Below are 14,845 nucleotides of genomic sequence, written 5' to 3' on the forward strand. Positions count from 1 at the left end.
TCACCCACTCTAAGGGCCGTGCCACACTGCACGACATGCGACGCCTGTTCCCTGTGACCGAAGAAACAGCAGCCCAGGCCTCGGACGGGGCGCCCGGTACGGAGGTGACGGACCGGGAGTGGAGCCTCCAGGAGCTGGCGCGCGCCTACGCCTACCCCGGCGGCCGGGACCCGTGGCTGCGCGCGAACATGGTGTCCACCCTCGACGGCGCGGCCCAGCACGAGGGGCGCTCGCAGCCCATCTCCTGCGCCGCGGACATGCGGATCTTCGGCACCCTGCGCGGCCTCGCGGACGTGGTCGTGGTGGGCGCCGAGACGGTGCGCCAGGAGGGGTACCGCCCGGCACGCGCGCGTGAGGCCTTCGCGCCGCTCCGCGCGGCGGCCGGGCAGGGCCCCGCGCCCGCCGTCGCCGTCGTGAGCGCCAGTCTCGACCTGGACTTCTCGCTGCCGTTGTTCACCTCGCCGCTGGTGCCCACGCTCGTGCTCACCGGTGCCGCGGCGGCGCCGGCCAGGATCGCCGCCGCCGAGGAGGCGGGCGCCGAGGTGGTGATCGCCGGGGACGGCACCGGGGTGGACCCCGCCCGTGCGGTGCGCGCCCTCGCCGGCCGCGGCCTGACCCGCCAGCTTACCGAGGGCGGTCCCCGCCTGCTGGGCCAGCTGATCGCCGCCGGGGTGCTCGACGAACTGTGTCTCACCGTCTCCCCGATGCTCACGGCGGGCGGCGCCCAGCGGATCGCCTCGGGCCCCCCGGTGACGGTCCCGGCGCGCTTCGGGCTGGCGTCCCTGCTGGAGGAGGCCGGGTTTCTCTTCAGCCGTTACCGTCGGACCTGACACGGTCACGGAATGCGCTGTTCCGGTTGGTTTCCACCGGGCACGCCCCACCGCGCGGTACCCGTGCGGTTACGGGGCAGGATGGTTTCCGCAGGGTCACAGAACGGCCCGTGCGCGAGACGCAGGAGACGGGGCCGTGCGGCCCCCGCAGGAGACGGGCCCCAGACGGCCCCGGAGGAGAAGGGCGCCTGTCGTGTTCACAAGCGTATTGATGATCGAGAAGGCCCTGACGTCCGCCGACGTGGAGTTCGTCACGACCCTGCACGGTGACGAGGCGGTCACCTTCCACGTACTGCTCCAGCCCCGCGGCGACCAGGCGGACCGGCTGCTGCGGGCCATCGACGACGTCGCCCTCGGCGAGCTGGACGAAGCGGTCCGCGAGGACGAGACACCCGAGGGCGAGGACGCGCTCGGGCAGGGACAGCAGGCGCTCGACGTCTCCCTGCTCGCCCTGCGCGCGTCCGGCAGCGCGGCCCAGGGGCGGCTCGTCGAGGACCACCCGCTGGACGCGCTGAAGACCCTGGTCGACGAGATCGGCGCCGACGAGGTCATCGTGCTCACGGACCCGCACTACGTGGAGGAGTTCTTCCACCGGGACTGGGCCTCCCGGGCGCGGCACAAGGTGGGCGTCCCGGTGCTGAAACTGTTCTCGCACAGCAAGGCATAGGCTGGGGCCCGCGCAGCCGCGGGCACCTGCCGTCCGCTGCCGTCCTACCGCTCGTCACCACCGCACCGCTTGGGGAGAACACACATGGCACCCGGCCTTCCTACCGCCATGGACCGACCGCACTTCATCGGGATCGGCGGAGCCGGGATGTCGGGCATCGCGAAGATCCTCGCCCAGCGGGGTGCCCGGGTGGCCGGCAGCGACGCCAGGGACTCGGCGACCGCCGACGCCCTGCGCGCCCTGGGCGCGACGGTGCACATCGGGCACGCGGCCGGTCATCTCGCCCCCGACGCCACCTGTGTCGTCGTCTCCTCGGCGATCCGCGCGGACAACCCGGAGCTGGCCCGCGCGGCGGAGCTGGGCATCCCGGTCGTCCACCGCTCGGACGCCCTGGCCCGTCTGATGGACGGTCTGCGCCCGATCGCGGTGGCCGGCACCCACGGCAAGACGACGACGACCTCCATGCTGGCGGTGTCCCTGTCGACGCTGGGCCTCGCCCCGTCCTACGCCATCGGCGGCGACCTGGACGTCCCCGGCTCCAACGCCCTGCACGGCACGGGCGAGATCTTCGTCGCCGAGGCCGACGAGTCGGACCGCAGCTTCCACAAGTACGCCCCCGAAGTGGCGATCATCCTCAACGTGGAGCTGGACCACCACGCCAACTACGCCTCGATGGACGAGATCTACGAGTCCTTCGAGACCTTCGTGGAACGCCTCACCGAGGGCGGCACGCTGGTCATCTCCTCGGACCACGAGGGTGCCCGAGAGCTGACCCGCCGCGTCAGGACCCGCGACGTCCGGGTGGTCACGTACGGCGAGGCCGCCGACGCGGACGTCCGTGTCCTCTCGGTGGTCGCGCAGGGACTCAGGAGCGAGGTCACCGTCGAGCTGGACGGCACGCCGCTGACCTTCACCGTCTCCGTCCCCGGCCGCCACTACGCGCACAACGCCGTGGCGGCGCTCGCGGCGGGCGCGGCGCTCGGCATCCCGGCCGCCGAGCTGGCCCCGGCCCTCGCCTCCTACACCGGCGTGAAGCGCCGCCTCCAGCTGAAGGGCGAGGAGGCGGGCGTCCAGGTCGTCGACTCCTACGCCCACCACCCGACCGAGATGACCGCGGACCTGGAGGCGATGCGCGCGGCGGCCGGCGACGCCCGCATCCTCGTCGTCTTCCAGCCGCACCTCTTCTCCCGCACCCAGGAACTCGGCAAGGAGATGGGCGACGCCCTGTCCCTGGCGGACGCCTCGGTGGTCCTCGACATCTACCCGGCCCGCGAGGACCCGATCCCCGGCATCACCAGCGCGCTGATCATCGAGGCCGCGCGGGCCGCGGGCGCGGACGTGACACCGGTCCACGACAAGGCGGAGGTGCCCTCCGTGGTGGCGGGAATGGCGAAGCCCGGTGATCTCGTTCTCACCATGGGCGCGGGGGACGTGACGGATCTCGGCCCCGAGATCCTGGCCCGCCTGTCGAAGTAGGCACAGCGTTTGTGAGGGGTTGAGCTTCATGGCGTACGACATCGAGAAGCCGGACGAGCAGTGGCGCGCGGAGCTGACTCCTGCCGAGTACACCGTCCTGCGCAAGGCCGGCACGGAACCGGCGTTCACCGGCGAGTACACCGACACCAAGACCACGGGCGTGTACTCCTGCCGGGCCTGCGGCGCCGAACTCTTCACCTCCGGGGAGAAGTTCGAGTCGCACTGCGGCTGGCCCAGCTTCTTCGACCCCAAGGACACCGACGCGGTCGAACTGATCGAGGACCGCACGCACGGCATGCTCCGCACGGAGGTCAGGTGCGCCCGGTGCGGGTCCCACCTCGGGCACGTCTTCGAGGGCGAGGGCTACCCGACACCCACGGACCAGCGGTACTGCATCAACTCGATCTCGCTGCGGCTGACGCCCGACGAGGGCTGACCCGCGACCCGCCTGGGTGACCGACGGTGCGCCCCGGGCCGGGACGGGAGATGCTGGGCCGGATGAACAGAGACGAAGCGCTCCACGGTGAGGTGCTCTCCAGCCACTCGGTGTTCGGCGCGCCGTGCTGGGTCAGCCTGAGCGCGCGCGACCTGGGGGCCGTGGAGGCCTTCTACGCCGCCGTGCTCGGCTGGGAGTGGAGCACGGGCGGGTTCGGGGACCAGTTCCGGACCGCCCGTGCGGGCGGCGTACCGGTCGCGGGCGCCGCCGAGGTGGCCACCGCCTGGCGGACGGCCGTCTCCTGGACGCCGTACTTCGCGGTCACCGACGCGAACGCCGCCGTGTCCCGCAGCCAGGAGCGGGGCGGGACGACCGCCGTGGGCCCGATCGCCTTCCCGCCCGGCCGGGCCGCCGTGCTCGCCGACCGGGACGGAGCCGTCTTCGGCGTCTGGGAGGGCGCGCTCGTGGCCGGCTGGGAGCACTGGCGCCAGGCCGCGCCCGCCTTCGTACGGCTGCACACCCGCGACGCCTTCGACGCGGCGATCTTCTACGGCGAGGTCCTGCAGTGGGCGTCCACCCGCCCCGGCGGCTGCGAGGTCCACTACGACGGGGACGAGGTCGTCCTGACCAGCGGGGGACTCGTGGTGGCCCGGATCCACTCCGGCGCTCTCGGGGCGGCGCCCGACCCGGCCCTGCGGCCGCACTGGCAGATCCACTTCGCCGTCACCGACGTGGAGGCCTGCGTCACGGCCGCCCTCGCCCACGGCGGCAGCGCCCTCAGACGCGGGACCGACGTGGACGAGGCGGTCCTCGCCGACCCCGACGGGGCGCGCTTCACGGTCACCTCGCGCGCGGCACCCTGAGACCGCGCGCGCCGGTGGTGAGCAACCCGCTCGTCCTGTACGTAGTTGAGGGGGCCGCACCGAGAACGGTCTCGGCACCGCGGCGCGGAGGGGGACCATGCCCGCCTGGACACCGGATGCGGCGGGGGCGCTCCTGGCGGCCGGCCTGCTCACCCTGACCGTCCTGCTCGTGCGCCAGCGCCGGGTCATCGCCGTCCAGCGTGCTCACCACGCCCGGCTGGCCGACCGCCTGCGGGCCTGGGAGGAAGAGATACGGCATCTGGTCGCGGTGCGGCTGCCGGGGCCCGACGACGGGGTGCGCCCGCCGGTGCCCATGGCGCCGGTGCATCCGCCGACGCCCGGCGGCGGGGCGTACGCGCCGGGAGCCGGCCCGGCCCTCGCGGCCGACGAACCCGCGCCCGCGGGCCGGTCCGCCGTCACCGACCGGCCGCTCACCTTCGTGGACACCGGCCCGCTGGACGCGCGCCTGGCCGGCACCGGTCTCGCGGCCTGCCTCGACGCGGTGCTGGAACGGTTCGCGGGCGCGGTCGAGCGGGCGCGGGCGGACGCCGACCGGGCCGCGCGGGCCGCCCTGGGGGAGGCGATGCGCTCGGTCGGAGTCCTGGCCGACGAACAGCAGGCGGCCGTCGCCGGGATGCAGGACCGGTACGACGACCCGGACGTCCTCGGCGACCTGCTCGGCGTCGACCACCTCAACGCCCGTATCGCCCACCCCGTCCAGGCCCTCGCCGTGCTCTGCGGCTCCTGGCCCGAGCGGGGACGGGAGGCCTGCGACCTCACCGACGTGGTGCGCGGGGCGGCTTCCCGCATCCCCGAGTACCGGCGGATCCGGGTCGGCGGGCGGGCGGACGTGACCGTGGCGGGCCGGGCGGTGGAACCCGTGGTCCTCGCGCTCGCCGAACTGCTGGACAACGCCACGCGCCACTCCCCGCCCGGCACGACGGTCGAGGTCGACATCCTGTCGGTGCCCGACGGCGCCTGCGTGCGGGTCGACGACGCGGGTGCCGGCCTGGACCGTGAGACGGCCGAGTACGCCACCGACCTGCTCTCCGGCCGTCACCCGGTGGACGTCACCCGCCTCGGCGACCCGCCCCGCTTCGGCTTCGCGACCGTCGGCGCGCTCGCCGCCCGGTACGGCCTCGCCGTCTCCGTGGACACCCGGTCGCCCTACGGAGGAGTACGCGCCGTCGTCCGCATCCCGCCGGCGCTGCTCGTGTTCCCGGCGGCCGACAGTGGTGCCGGTGCCGACGGGAGCGCGGCGGAGGGGGACGCGGCACAGGCGCTGCCGAGGCGGCGGCGACGTACGACGCCTCGGGTGCCGGGAGCCGGTCGCGTGCCGACGGCCGGGGGACCCGGGGCGAGAGAGGGAACCGAGACAGGGAGGGGAGCTGTGGGGGCAGTGGGGGCCGAGGGAGTCGCTGCGGGCGGGCCGGGTGAGACGGCCGGTGGAGCCGAGGGGGGCGTGCCGGGCCGGGGTGGCGGGTCGGGTGAGCGTGTGCCGGGTCATGGAGGCGGGCCGGGTGAGCGTGTGCCGGGCCGGGAAGCCGCTCGGCACGACGCGGACACGGTCCGCACGGCCGAGGAGAACGCCCGGCGGATGAGCGCCTTCGCGAGCGGACTCCGCCGGGGCCGGGCCGCCGGACCTTCCGAGGCCGGGGCCCGGGAGACGACCGCGGATGTGCCGCGGGACGACGACGGCGGCACGTCATGACACCCCGGCGGCCACCGGCGGGGCGCCTGGTACGGGTGTACGTGGTCACGGACGGCCGCGCGCACCCCACCCGCAACACGCTCGAGCCGGGCACCCTGCTGGTCGGCGCCTACGATCCGCCGCCGGGCCCGCTGAGCCCGGAGAAGTGCCGGCTGGTCGAGCTGTGCGGGCCGGGAGCCCTGTCGGTCGCGGAGGCTGCCGCGCACCTGGAGCTGCCGGTCAGCGTCACCAAGGTGCTGGCCGCCGACCTCGTCGACAGCGGCCACCTCGTCACCAGGGCGCCCGTGCCCGCCGCCCGGCCGCCCGACCCCGGTGTCCTCCAGGAGGTGCTCGACGCACTCCGCGACCGCCTCTGAGGACAGGGGTGACGTCGAACGTGCCGATGCGGGAACGAGGTCGACACGCTCGAGGAGTTCAGGGCTCCGCAGGGCCGGCGTAGGGAGGCGTCGTGCAATCAACCGCGGCTTCGACCGTGCCGGCCTGTGAGGGGCCTGGCGGCGTCCCTCTCTCGCCGCTGTTCGGAATCGTCCCGGCGTTCATCGTCTTCGGCGTCGTCCAGGCTCGCAAGAAGAAGCAGCACCTGAGATCCGGGCGGCGGGCGGAGTCTGTCCGGGGCTCCGCCCGCCGCCGTGCAGCACGCGTCCCGGCCCCCGGACTCCGGGCGGGCGACCCGGTGGTCTTCGTCAGCCGACCCGGCCCCGGCGGCGGCGCAGGGCGAGCGCGACACCCGTCGTGAGCAGGAGCGCCCCGGTGCCACCCGCGAGCAACGGCAGAGCCGCCGGCCCACGGGAACCGCTGTCCGCCACGGGCTCGGACCGGTCGGCCGCGACGTCCTCGGCGGGCTTCGCGGCCTCGGCCGGAGCCGCCGCGGACGTCGACGCCGGTTCCGAGGGCTCGGGCGTCTTCGAGGACGCGGGCCGGCTCGGCTTCGCCGCGGCGCTCGCGCCGCCCGAACCCGGCGCCTGCGCGGCCGGCCCCGCCGTACCGCCGCCCCCGATCCGCGCGAACACCACGTCCGAGCACGAGTAGTACGTGTCCGCCGTGCTGGAGTTCTGCCAGACGGTGAACAGCACATGGCGGCCCGACCGGTCGGCGGGGAGCTTCGCCGCGATGCGGTAGGCGCCCTTGACCAGGGACGGGTCGGTGGCCGTGGCGAACGGCCGCGTCGGCAGGTCGGACCACGTCAGCGGTTTCGCCGGGTCGTACCCCGGCTTCGTCAGGTAGAGCCTGAACGTGCCCGTGTGCGGGATCGTCGAGCTGTAGGCGAGGGTCAGCGGAGCGCCGGGCGAGAGGCGGGTGGCGGGCCAGTCCGCGCGGGCCAGGTCGAGCCCTCTGTAGGCGGGCAGACCGCCACTGCACAGCTGCCCGTCGGGGATCACCTGGCGCTCCCTGCCGTTCACGCCCGCCACCCGCAGGTTGTCCCAGGCGGTGAACGGCGCGCCGTTCGACGCGATCGCCGCCCGGCAGGCCGCGGACCCGGCACGGCTTCCGCCCTCCGGCGAGCACGCCACGACCCGGCTGACCGGATCGGTGGGCGCTCCGTGGGCCTGCGCCGGTCCCGCGGCCCAGGATGTCAGCAGGAGCGGGGCCGCGACGGCGACGGCGGCCGCGGCGGCGGTGCGGTGTGCGGTCATCCGGTGGGGCTCCTCGGGCTGTGGCGAAGGGGGCCGTTCCCCGTGCAGTACGGGAAATGCGGGCCGCGTGTTCAGCGGGTGGGCGCCGGCCGGTCTCGGGCCCGCAGGCAGGTGCCCGGCCGGAGGGGGTGGCGGCTCGGCGACACGGGCGCCTGAACGGGGCCCTCCGGTGATCCGGCCCGACGTGTCCCGCCCGCAGCCGCACAGGAATGCCCGGCCCCCGGCCCCCGGCCGCCGCAGCGGGCGGTCCGCGCGCCCCCGCCCGGGCCGCCGATGCGGGGTGGGCCGGGTGCGCCCCGGTGGGCCGGCCGGGGACGCTACTGTGCCTGCGAGGTCCTGCCCCGCACCGGAGGAACGCAACCGCATGCCCGACGCCCCCGTGATCGTCAGCAGTGACCCGGAGTCCTTCCCGCACAGCGTGCTGGCCGAGCGGCATCCGGCCCTCATCCGGAAAGTACTGGACGCGTTCCCCTACGGCCCCGACCGGCGCCGGGCCCTCGACGCGCTGCTGACGAGCGTCACCGAAGGAGTGCTGGAACCGCTCGGGCCGGACGCCGCGGACGGGGCGCAGTGGGACGCCTGGGGCCTGCGGGCGTATGCCGGCCGCTCCTGGTTCGAGGTGCCGTTCCTCTGGGCGGAGAGCTACTTCTACCGCCGACTCCTCGAAGCGGTCGGGTACTTCGCCCCGGGTCCCTGGCGCGGTGTCGACCCCTTCCGCCCCTTCAAGCTCGCCGAACTCGACACCCCGGAGGCCGACGCGGAACTGGCCGCGCTCGACCAACTCGCCGCGCGGCCGGCCCAGGACCGGGCGACCGCCCTCCTGCACGGCTCGCTGTGGGGCAACCGCGCCGACCTCGGCTTCCAGCTCTCCGCCGCCGGGGGTCCGTCCGCCGAAAGGCAACTCGTCGCCGACGAGAGCGAGTTGTTCTGGGCGCTGTTCAGTGGCGGCACCGTGTGCCTGGTCGCGGACAACGCGGGCCGGGAACTGATCCCCGACCTGCTGCTCATCGACCACCTGCTGCTGCACGGCCGTGCGGACCGGGTCGTGCTGCACCTGAAGCCGTACCCGTATTACGTCTCCGACGCCACGACCGCCGACCTGCTCGACGCCGTGCACCGGCTGACCGGGGCGGGGGGTGCCGCCGCCGAGTCCGGTCGCCGTCTCCGGGTCGCGCTGACCGACGGCAGCCTCGCGGTCCGCACCCACCCCTTCTCCTGTGCGCCGCTGCCCTACGCCGACATGCCCGACGACCTCGCCCACGAGTTCGCGCAAGCCGACGTGACCCTCCTGAAGGGCGACCTCAACTACCGCCGTCTGGTCGGGGACCGCGACTGGCCGCCCACCACGCCCTTCGCCCGAGCCACCGCCTACTTCCCCGGCCCCGTCGCCGCCCTGCGCACCCTCAAGTCCGACGTCGTCGTCGGTCTCGCGCCCCGGACGGAGTCCTCGCTCGTCGCCGCCGAGGGGCAGAGCTGGCGGACGAGCGGCACCCACGCCCTGATCCAGGCAAGGCCCTGAGCCAGGCAAGGTCCTGAGCGGGGGATCAGGCGGTCAAGGTGACTCGTCCGGGGCCGGTCCGGGGTCTCATGTCACGTGCAACCGGAGTGACTTGATGCCGTTGATGAAGTTGGAGACGAGACGGACCGGGGGCCCGGCGACCCGCGGCGCGGGCACCACCCGCAGCATCTCCCCGTACAGCACCCGCAGTTGCAGCCGTGCGAAGTGCGCGCCGAGGCATACGTGCGGACCGTCCCCGAAGGAGACGTGCGGGTTCGGGGTCCTGGCCGGGTCGAGACGCCCCGGGTCGGTGAAGACCCGCTCGTCGTGGTTGGCCGAGGCGTGGAAGACGACCACCTTGTCGCCCGCCCGGATGCGCCGCCCGGCGAGCGTGGTGTCGGTGACCGCGGTACGCCGGAAGGTCAGCACCGGCGGATGCCACCGCAGCAACTCCTCCACGGCCGGTGCGAGTTCGAGTCGGCCGGTCCGCAGTCCCGCGTACGCCTCCGGGTGTCCGGCGAGTGCCAGCAGGCCGCCGGGCGCGGCGCTGCGTACGGTGTCGTTGCCCGCGATCGTGAGCAGGAAGAAGAACATCTCCAGTTCCGGCTCGGTGAGTTCGGGGTCGGTGGCGAGGGTGGACATGAGGTCGTCGGCGGGACGGCTCCTCTTGTGGGCGGCCAGGTCCCGGGCGTACGCGAACATGTCCCGCAGAGCGGCGGGGGAGCGCGGGTCGAGGGGCCGGCCCGTGCCGTCGCGCAGCGGCTCGCCCGCCTCCTCCGGGTCCTGGTAGCCGATGACCCGCCGCGTCCAGTGCAGCAGCAGGCCCCGGTCGCTCTCCGGTACGCCGAGCAGGTCGGCCAGGTTCAGCAGGGCGTAGTCGTCGGTGACGTCCGCGACGAGGTCGCAGGTGCCGTCGCCCGCGCGGGCCCCGTCGAGTCCGCGCGCGAGGAGCGTGCGGGCCCGCTCGCGTGCCGACGCCTCGAAGCGCTCGATGCGGCGGGGCGTGAACGCACGGCTGACGAGCCGCCGCAGCCCGCCGTGGTCCGGCGGATCCTGATTGAGCATCATGCGGCGGACGAACGGCAGGTCGGCCGGATCCGGGTCGCGGATCTGGGTCGCCCCCAGGTGCGAGGAGTAGGCCGCCGGGTCCTTCAGCACCCGGACCACGTCCGCGTGCCGTGTCACCGCCCAGAACCCCGGGCCGGCCGGCCAGCCCAGCACCTCGGGCTCGTCCTGCCAGGCGACGGGGTGGTGGTCGCGCAGGACGCGGTAGGCGGCGTACGGGACGCCGTCACCGTACCGCCGCGGATCGAAGACGTCCGGGACGGGTGGCGGCGTCTCACGCACGCTCACACGGACTCGCCCGCCGCGCGAGCGGACTCGCCCCGCGCGGCCGGCCGGGTCTCCTCGCCGACCTCGTCCGAAGCGTCCTCGCGGTCCTCGTCGTCCTCTCGCAGGAACGCCTCGACCACCGCGATCAGGTCCAGGGGCGTCTCGTCCATCGCGTAGTGGCCGGCCGCCGGGAACTCGTGGTGGCAGCCGTGCGGGTACCAGCGCATCCAGGTCTGAGCCATCAGCCCGGCCGACAGGGCGGGATCGAGCGCTCCCGTCACCGCCAGCGCCGGCACCGTCGCGCCCTCGACCTCGGCGTGGAAGTCCTCACCGGCCCAGGAGTCCAGCCACGCGCGGAACGCCTTGGGGTCGCTCCGTGCCAGGGAGCGCGCCACCATCCGGTCGAGCCAGGCGGCCGGACGACGGCTTCCGGTGGTGAAGTCGAGGATGGCACGTCTGTTCTCCGGCCGGTGCGCCGCGTCCGCGAACAGCCCCCACTGGTCGCCGGGCAACGGCAGCCCGGAGGCCGGCACCGGCGAGACCCCGACGATCCGCCGCAGCCGCCGCGGGGCGAGGGCCAGCAGCCGCTGCGCGACGCCGCCGCCCATCGAGTGCCCGATGACCGAGAACCGCTCCCAGCCGAGCCGGTCGGCGAGAGCGAGCAGATCCGCGGCCGCCTCGGCGGTCGTGTACGCGCCCGCCGCGTCCCGGGCCGCCCCGTAACCGCGCAGATCCACCAGCGCGTACTGGAACGCCGTGCGGTCGAGGTCCGGCAGCACCGGCGCGTACGCCGACCGGTCGGCGAACCAGCCGTGCACCGCGAACACCTTGTGGGTGCCGGCGCCGTGCAGTTCATGGGGCAGCACGAAGGAGGTCATGCGCCTACGGTGACCGGCACACCGCCGCGGGACAAGGGCGCGCACGCGGGCGCACGAGGAGGCACGCCGCGTGCCCCCGGCCCGGTCCGTCAGGGTGCGCGTGCCCGGACCCGCCCGTCGAGGGGCGCACCCGGCCCGGCCGTCGGGGCGCGCACCCCGTACGGTGGCCCGGCCGGACAGGAGGCGCACCGGCACCCGGGAGACCGGCCCGCGAGCGGGACAGACACCTGAGGCTCGCGCCGGGGGGCCTTACGGCGCCGATTCACGCGATGGTGTGATCATGTCCGGGCTCACGGATGCCCCGGGGAGGCCCTGGGTAGGGCCCGGCCATGACGCAGCCCTTCGTACTCCCGCACTTCTACATGCCGTACTCCGCGCGGCTCAACCCGCACGTCGACGAGGCCCGCGCCCACACCACGCAGTGGGCGCGCGGCATGGGCATGCTGGAGGGCTCCGGCATCTGGGAACAGTCCGACCTCGACGCGCACGACTACGGACTGCTGTGCGCCTACACCCACCCCGACTGCGACGGACCCGCGCTCTCGCTCATCACCGACTGGTACGTGTGGGTGTTCTTCTTCGACGACCACTTCCTCGAAACCTTCAAACGCAGCCAGGACCGCGAGGGCGGAAAGGCCTACCTGGACCGGCTGCCGCTGTTCATGCCGCTCGACCTGGCCACCCCGGTACCGGAGCCGCGGAACCCGGTCGAGGCGGGACTCGCCGACCTGTGGGCGCGCACGGTCCCCTCGATGTCCCCGGACTGGCGCAGGCGCTTCGCCGTCTCCACCGAGCACCTGCTGAACGAGTCGCTCTGGGAGCTGTCGAACATCAACGAGGGGCGGGTCGCCAACCCCGTCGAGTACATCGAGATGCGCCGCAAGGTGGGCGGCGCCCCCTGGTCGGCGGGGCTCGTCGAGTACGCGACCGCCGAAGTGCCCGCCCGGGTCGCCGAGTCGCGGCCGCTGCGGGTGCTGATGGAGACGTTCTCCGACGGGGTGCACCTGCGCAACGACCTCTTCTCCTACCAGCGTGAGGTCGAGGAGGAGGGCGAACTGAGCAACGGCGTCCTCGTCCTGGAGACCTTCTTCGGCTGTACGACGCAGGAGGCCGCCGAGATCGTCAACGACGTCCTCACCTCGCGGCTGCACCAGTTCGAGCACACGGCGTTCACCGAGGTGCCCGCCCTCGCCCTGGAGCAGGGGCTCGCCCCGGACGAGGTCGCGGCCGTCGCGGCGTACACGCAGGGGCTCCAGGACTGGCAGTCGGGCGGCCACGAATGGCACCTGCGCTCCAGCCGGTACATGAACGAGGGGGCACTCACGGGAGAGCCCTTCCGTGCCTTCGGGGCCGGCACCTCGGCGGCCGACATCGGCGCCCTGCTCTCCGCCGCCGGTGCGCAGCGGCTGCGGTCGTTCACCCACGTGCCCTTTCAGAAGGTCGGCCCGTCCCGGCTGCCCGACTTCCACATGCCCTTCCCGCTGACGCTCAGCCCCCACCTGGACGGTGCGCGGCATCGCATCACCGGCTGGGCGCACGCCGTGGGCATCCTGTCGGAGGGTGTCTGGGACGAGGACAAACTCGCCGCCTACGACCTGCCGTTGTGCGCGGCCGGCATCCATCCGGACGCCACCCCGGAAGGCCTCGACCTGGCCTCCCAGTGGCTCGCCTGGGGCACCTACGGCGACGACTACTACCCGCTCGTCTTCGGGCACCGGCGCGACCTGGCGACGGCCAAGGCGTGCACCGCGCGCCTGTCGGCCTGCATGCCCGTCGACGGCGAGGAGCCCCCGGCCCCCGCCAACGGCATGGAACGCGGCCTCGTCGACCTGTGGACGCGCACGACGGCGGGGATGACACCGCAGGCACGCCGCACGTTCAAGGCCGCCGTCGACGTGATGACGGAGAGCTGGGTGTGGGAACTGGCCAACCAGATCCAGAACCGCATCCCGGACCCGGTCGACTACCTGGAGATGCGCCGCGCCACCTTCGGCTCCGAGCTGACCATGAGCCTGTGCCGGCTGGGACACGGCAAGGAGGTTCCCCCCGAGGTGTACCGCAGTGGTCCGGTGCGCTCACTGGAGAACGCCGCGATGGACTACGCGATGCTCCTGAACGACGTCTTCTCGTACCAGAAGGAGATCGAGTACGAGGGCGAGGTGCACAACGGCATCCTCGTCGTGCAGAACTTCTTCGGCTGCGACTACCCGACCGCCCTCGGCGTCGTCCACGACCTGATGACCCAGCGCATGAAGCAGTTCCAGCACGTCGCCGCACACGAACTGCCGATCCTGTACGAGGACTTCAGGCTCTCGGAGGAGGCGCGCGACATCATGCGGGGCTATGTCGGGGAACTGCAGAACTGGCTGGCCGGCATCCTGAAGTGGCACCAGGACTGCCGCCGCTACGGGGCCGCCGACCTCGCCAGGCGCGCTCACGGCTTCGTCCCCGACAAGGCGCCGGCCCTGCCGTTCACCTGGTCGGGGACCACGGCGCCCCTCTCCGCGCAGCGGCGACCGGGGCGGACGGACTTCTCGAACACGACGGACAGTCTCACTCGTTCGTGAATCGTCGCGCGCCGGAGTGCCGGGTAGAGCACCTCCCGGAGGCGAACCATGGAACAGACTGCACTGCGTCCCAAGCCGATGCCGGGCCGGGAGCCCGGCGACGCCCGCCCGTCGGACGGTCACCGCGAAACGGGTGGTGACCGCGAGCCGGGTGGTACCGGTGAACCGGGCGGTGTCCGCATGCCGGGGGGTCCTTCCCGGCGCCCGCACACCGCATGGCGGCGCGGCAGGCGGCTCATGACCCTGCTCCTCGGTCTGTTCGTCGGAGCGGCCCTGGTGCTGTCGGGCGTCGGCCTCGGCACGGTGGGCGCCACGGTGATCGGCATGAGCAAACTCGCGGACCTGCGGAAGCAGACCGGCACCGGCGCGCCGGGCGCGCCGGGCCCATCGGCGCGCCCGGGGACGCCGGGGGAGTCCCGCACCCTGGGACAGGGCTCCCCGAAGCAGTCGGGCGAGTCCGGCAGGCCCGGCAGACCCGACCGGCTCGGCAAAGGCACTGGTCACCAGCCGTCCGTCGGGTCCGCATCCGCTCCGTCCAAGCCGGCCTCGTCCAGGGCGGCTTCGGGACCCGGGGCGGCGGCGGGATCCGGGACGGCCGCTTCGGGATCCGGGACGGCCGCTCCGGCTCAGAAGCCCGTGAGCGCCACCCTCGGCGTCGAGGCTGTGGACGCGCCGAGGGGCGGGGCGCTCGTCGTCGGCGTCCACGTGCCCGGTCCCGGCTACACCGCGGGTCTGGTGCGCGGTGACGTCCTCGTCGGCTTCGGCACGGCGCGCGTCCGCTCGGCCGACGGACTCGCGCGGGCGGTGGCGGTCGCGCGCCCCGGCTCCCCGGTCACCGTGACGGTGCGGCGTGCGGACGGCGCCCGTCAGCGGCTGTCCGCGACCCCGGGCGTCGTCACCTGAGCCGCGCCACCCCCGGGCACGTCTGCACGGACGCCGAGCGGACGTACGGC

13 protein-coding genes are annotated in these 14,845 nt (G+C 74.1%); 10 read left to right on the forward strand and 3 right to left on the reverse strand.

What is annotated here, in order from left to right; translation table 11 throughout:
• The first annotated feature begins 35 nt into the window (after positions 1–35).
• From ACFYP4_RS01750 to ACFYP4_RS01780, 7 genes are all read left to right on the forward strand, one after another.
• Entirely contained in the window at positions 36–830 is a 795-nt protein-coding gene (locus tag ACFYP4_RS01750) for a pyrimidine reductase family protein (RefSeq protein ID WP_358855893.1), read from the forward strand.
• A gap of 193 nt (positions 831–1,023) precedes the next feature.
• Positions 1,024–1,497, forward strand: a complete 474-nt coding sequence (locus tag ACFYP4_RS01755) for an indole-3-glycerol phosphate synthase (protein ID WP_358855892.1) — start codon at positions 1,024–1,026, stop codon at positions 1,495–1,497.
• 84 nt (positions 1,498–1,581) lie between these two features.
• The gene (murC, locus tag ACFYP4_RS01760) at positions 1,582–2,973 is read left to right on the forward strand and encodes a UDP-N-acetylmuramate--L-alanine ligase (protein WP_358855891.1); all 1,392 of its coding nucleotides are present in this window, start codon (positions 1,582–1,584) and stop codon (positions 2,971–2,973) included.
• Positions 2,974–3,001: 28 nt separating this feature from the next.
• Positions 3,002–3,409, forward strand: a complete 408-nt coding sequence (gene msrB / locus ACFYP4_RS01765; RefSeq protein WP_358855890.1) for a peptide-methionine (R)-S-oxide reductase MsrB — start codon at positions 3,002–3,004, stop codon at positions 3,407–3,409.
• Positions 3,410–3,471: 62 nt separating this feature from the next.
• Complete coding sequence (locus tag ACFYP4_RS01770) at positions 3,472–4,272, forward strand: VOC family protein (RefSeq protein ID WP_388781682.1); 801 nt, start codon at positions 3,472–3,474, stop codon at positions 4,270–4,272.
• A 97-nt stretch (positions 4,273–4,369) separates the two neighbouring features.
• Complete coding sequence (locus ACFYP4_RS01775; protein WP_388781685.1) at positions 4,370–5,983, forward strand: ATP-binding protein; 1,614 nt, start codon at positions 4,370–4,372, stop codon at positions 5,981–5,983.
• The gene (locus ACFYP4_RS01780) at positions 5,980–6,339 is read left to right on the forward strand and encodes a DUF742 domain-containing protein (protein WP_388781688.1); all 360 of its coding nucleotides are present in this window, start codon (positions 5,980–5,982) and stop codon (positions 6,337–6,339) included. The genes ACFYP4_RS01775 and ACFYP4_RS01780 overlap by 4 nt, the downstream gene beginning before the upstream one ends.
• Positions 6,340–6,666: 327 nt before the next feature.
• On the opposite strand, the gene ACFYP4_RS01785 is transcribed toward ACFYP4_RS01780, so the two are convergent.
• The gene (locus ACFYP4_RS01785) at positions 6,667–7,617 is read right to left on the reverse strand and encodes a lytic polysaccharide monooxygenase (RefSeq protein ID WP_388781691.1); all 951 of its coding nucleotides are present in this window, start codon (positions 7,615–7,617) and stop codon (positions 6,667–6,669) included.
• Between the two features lie 364 nt (positions 7,618–7,981).
• Here ACFYP4_RS01785 and ACFYP4_RS01790 point away from each other — a divergent pair, with 364 nt between their 5' ends.
• Positions 7,982–9,136, forward strand: a complete 1,155-nt coding sequence (locus ACFYP4_RS01790; RefSeq protein ID WP_388781694.1) for a damage-control phosphatase ARMT1 family protein — start codon at positions 7,982–7,984, stop codon at positions 9,134–9,136.
• Between the two features lie 66 nt (positions 9,137–9,202).
• On the opposite strand, the gene ACFYP4_RS01795 is transcribed toward ACFYP4_RS01790, so the two are convergent.
• Positions 9,203–10,468 (reverse strand): cytochrome P450, encoded by a 1,266-nt coding sequence (locus tag ACFYP4_RS01795; RefSeq protein WP_388781697.1) that lies wholly within the window; start codon positions 10,466–10,468, stop codon positions 9,203–9,205.
• Complete coding sequence (locus ACFYP4_RS01800) at positions 10,465–11,325, reverse strand: alpha/beta fold hydrolase (protein ID WP_388781700.1); 861 nt, start codon at positions 11,323–11,325, stop codon at positions 10,465–10,467. The genes ACFYP4_RS01795 and ACFYP4_RS01800 overlap by 4 nt, the downstream gene beginning before the upstream one ends.
• A 329-nt stretch (positions 11,326–11,654) precedes the next feature.
• On the opposite strand from ACFYP4_RS01800, the gene cyc2 reads away from it, so the two are divergent.
• Positions 11,655–13,892, forward strand: a complete 2,238-nt coding sequence (gene cyc2, locus ACFYP4_RS01805; RefSeq protein ID WP_388781702.1) for a germacradienol/geosmin synthase Cyc2 — start codon at positions 11,655–11,657, stop codon at positions 13,890–13,892.
• Between the two features lie 48 nt (positions 13,893–13,940).
• Positions 13,941–14,795 (forward strand): PDZ domain-containing protein, encoded by an 855-nt coding sequence (locus tag ACFYP4_RS01810; protein ID WP_358853834.1) that lies wholly within the window; start codon positions 13,941–13,943, stop codon positions 14,793–14,795.
• The last annotated feature ends 50 nt before the right edge of the window (positions 14,796–14,845 follow it).

The organism is Streptomyces sp. NPDC005551, assembly GCF_042871785.1.
Classification (GTDB): domain Bacteria; phylum Actinomycetota; class Actinomycetes; order Streptomycetales; family Streptomycetaceae; genus Streptomyces.

What these genes read in the sequence shown, in the direction of transcription:
- murC (WP_358855891.1), top strand. Translation starts at nt 1,582, where the DNA reads ATGGCACCCGGCCTTCCTACCGCCATGGACCGACCGCACTTCATCGGG.
- ACFYP4_RS01810 (WP_358853834.1), top strand. Translation starts at nt 13,941, where the DNA reads ATGGAACAGACTGCACTGCGTCCCAAGCCGATGCCGGGCCGGGAGCCC.
- ACFYP4_RS01790 (WP_388781694.1), top strand. Translation starts at nt 7,982, where the DNA reads ATGCCCGACGCCCCCGTGATCGTCAGCAGTGACCCGGAGTCCTTCCCG.
- ACFYP4_RS01750 (WP_358855893.1), top strand. Translation starts at nt 36, where the DNA reads ATGCGACGCCTGTTCCCTGTGACCGAAGAAACAGCAGCCCAGGCCTCG.
- ACFYP4_RS01775 (WP_388781685.1), top strand. Translation starts at nt 4,370, where the DNA reads ATGCCCGCCTGGACACCGGATGCGGCGGGGGCGCTCCTGGCGGCCGGC.
- ACFYP4_RS01785 (WP_388781691.1), bottom strand. Translation starts at nt 7,617, where the DNA reads ATGACCGCACACCGCACCGCCGCCGCGGCCGCCGTCGCCGTCGCGGCC.
- ACFYP4_RS01800 (WP_388781700.1), bottom strand. Translation starts at nt 11,325, where the DNA reads ATGACCTCCTTCGTGCTGCCCCATGAACTGCACGGCGCCGGCACCCAC.
- msrB (WP_358855890.1), top strand. Translation starts at nt 3,002, where the DNA reads ATGGCGTACGACATCGAGAAGCCGGACGAGCAGTGGCGCGCGGAGCTG.
- ACFYP4_RS01780 (WP_388781688.1), top strand. Translation starts at nt 5,980, where the DNA reads ATGACACCCCGGCGGCCACCGGCGGGGCGCCTGGTACGGGTGTACGTG.
- ACFYP4_RS01770 (WP_388781682.1), top strand. Translation starts at nt 3,472, where the DNA reads ATGAACAGAGACGAAGCGCTCCACGGTGAGGTGCTCTCCAGCCACTCG.
- cyc2 (WP_388781702.1), top strand. Translation starts at nt 11,655, where the DNA reads ATGACGCAGCCCTTCGTACTCCCGCACTTCTACATGCCGTACTCCGCG.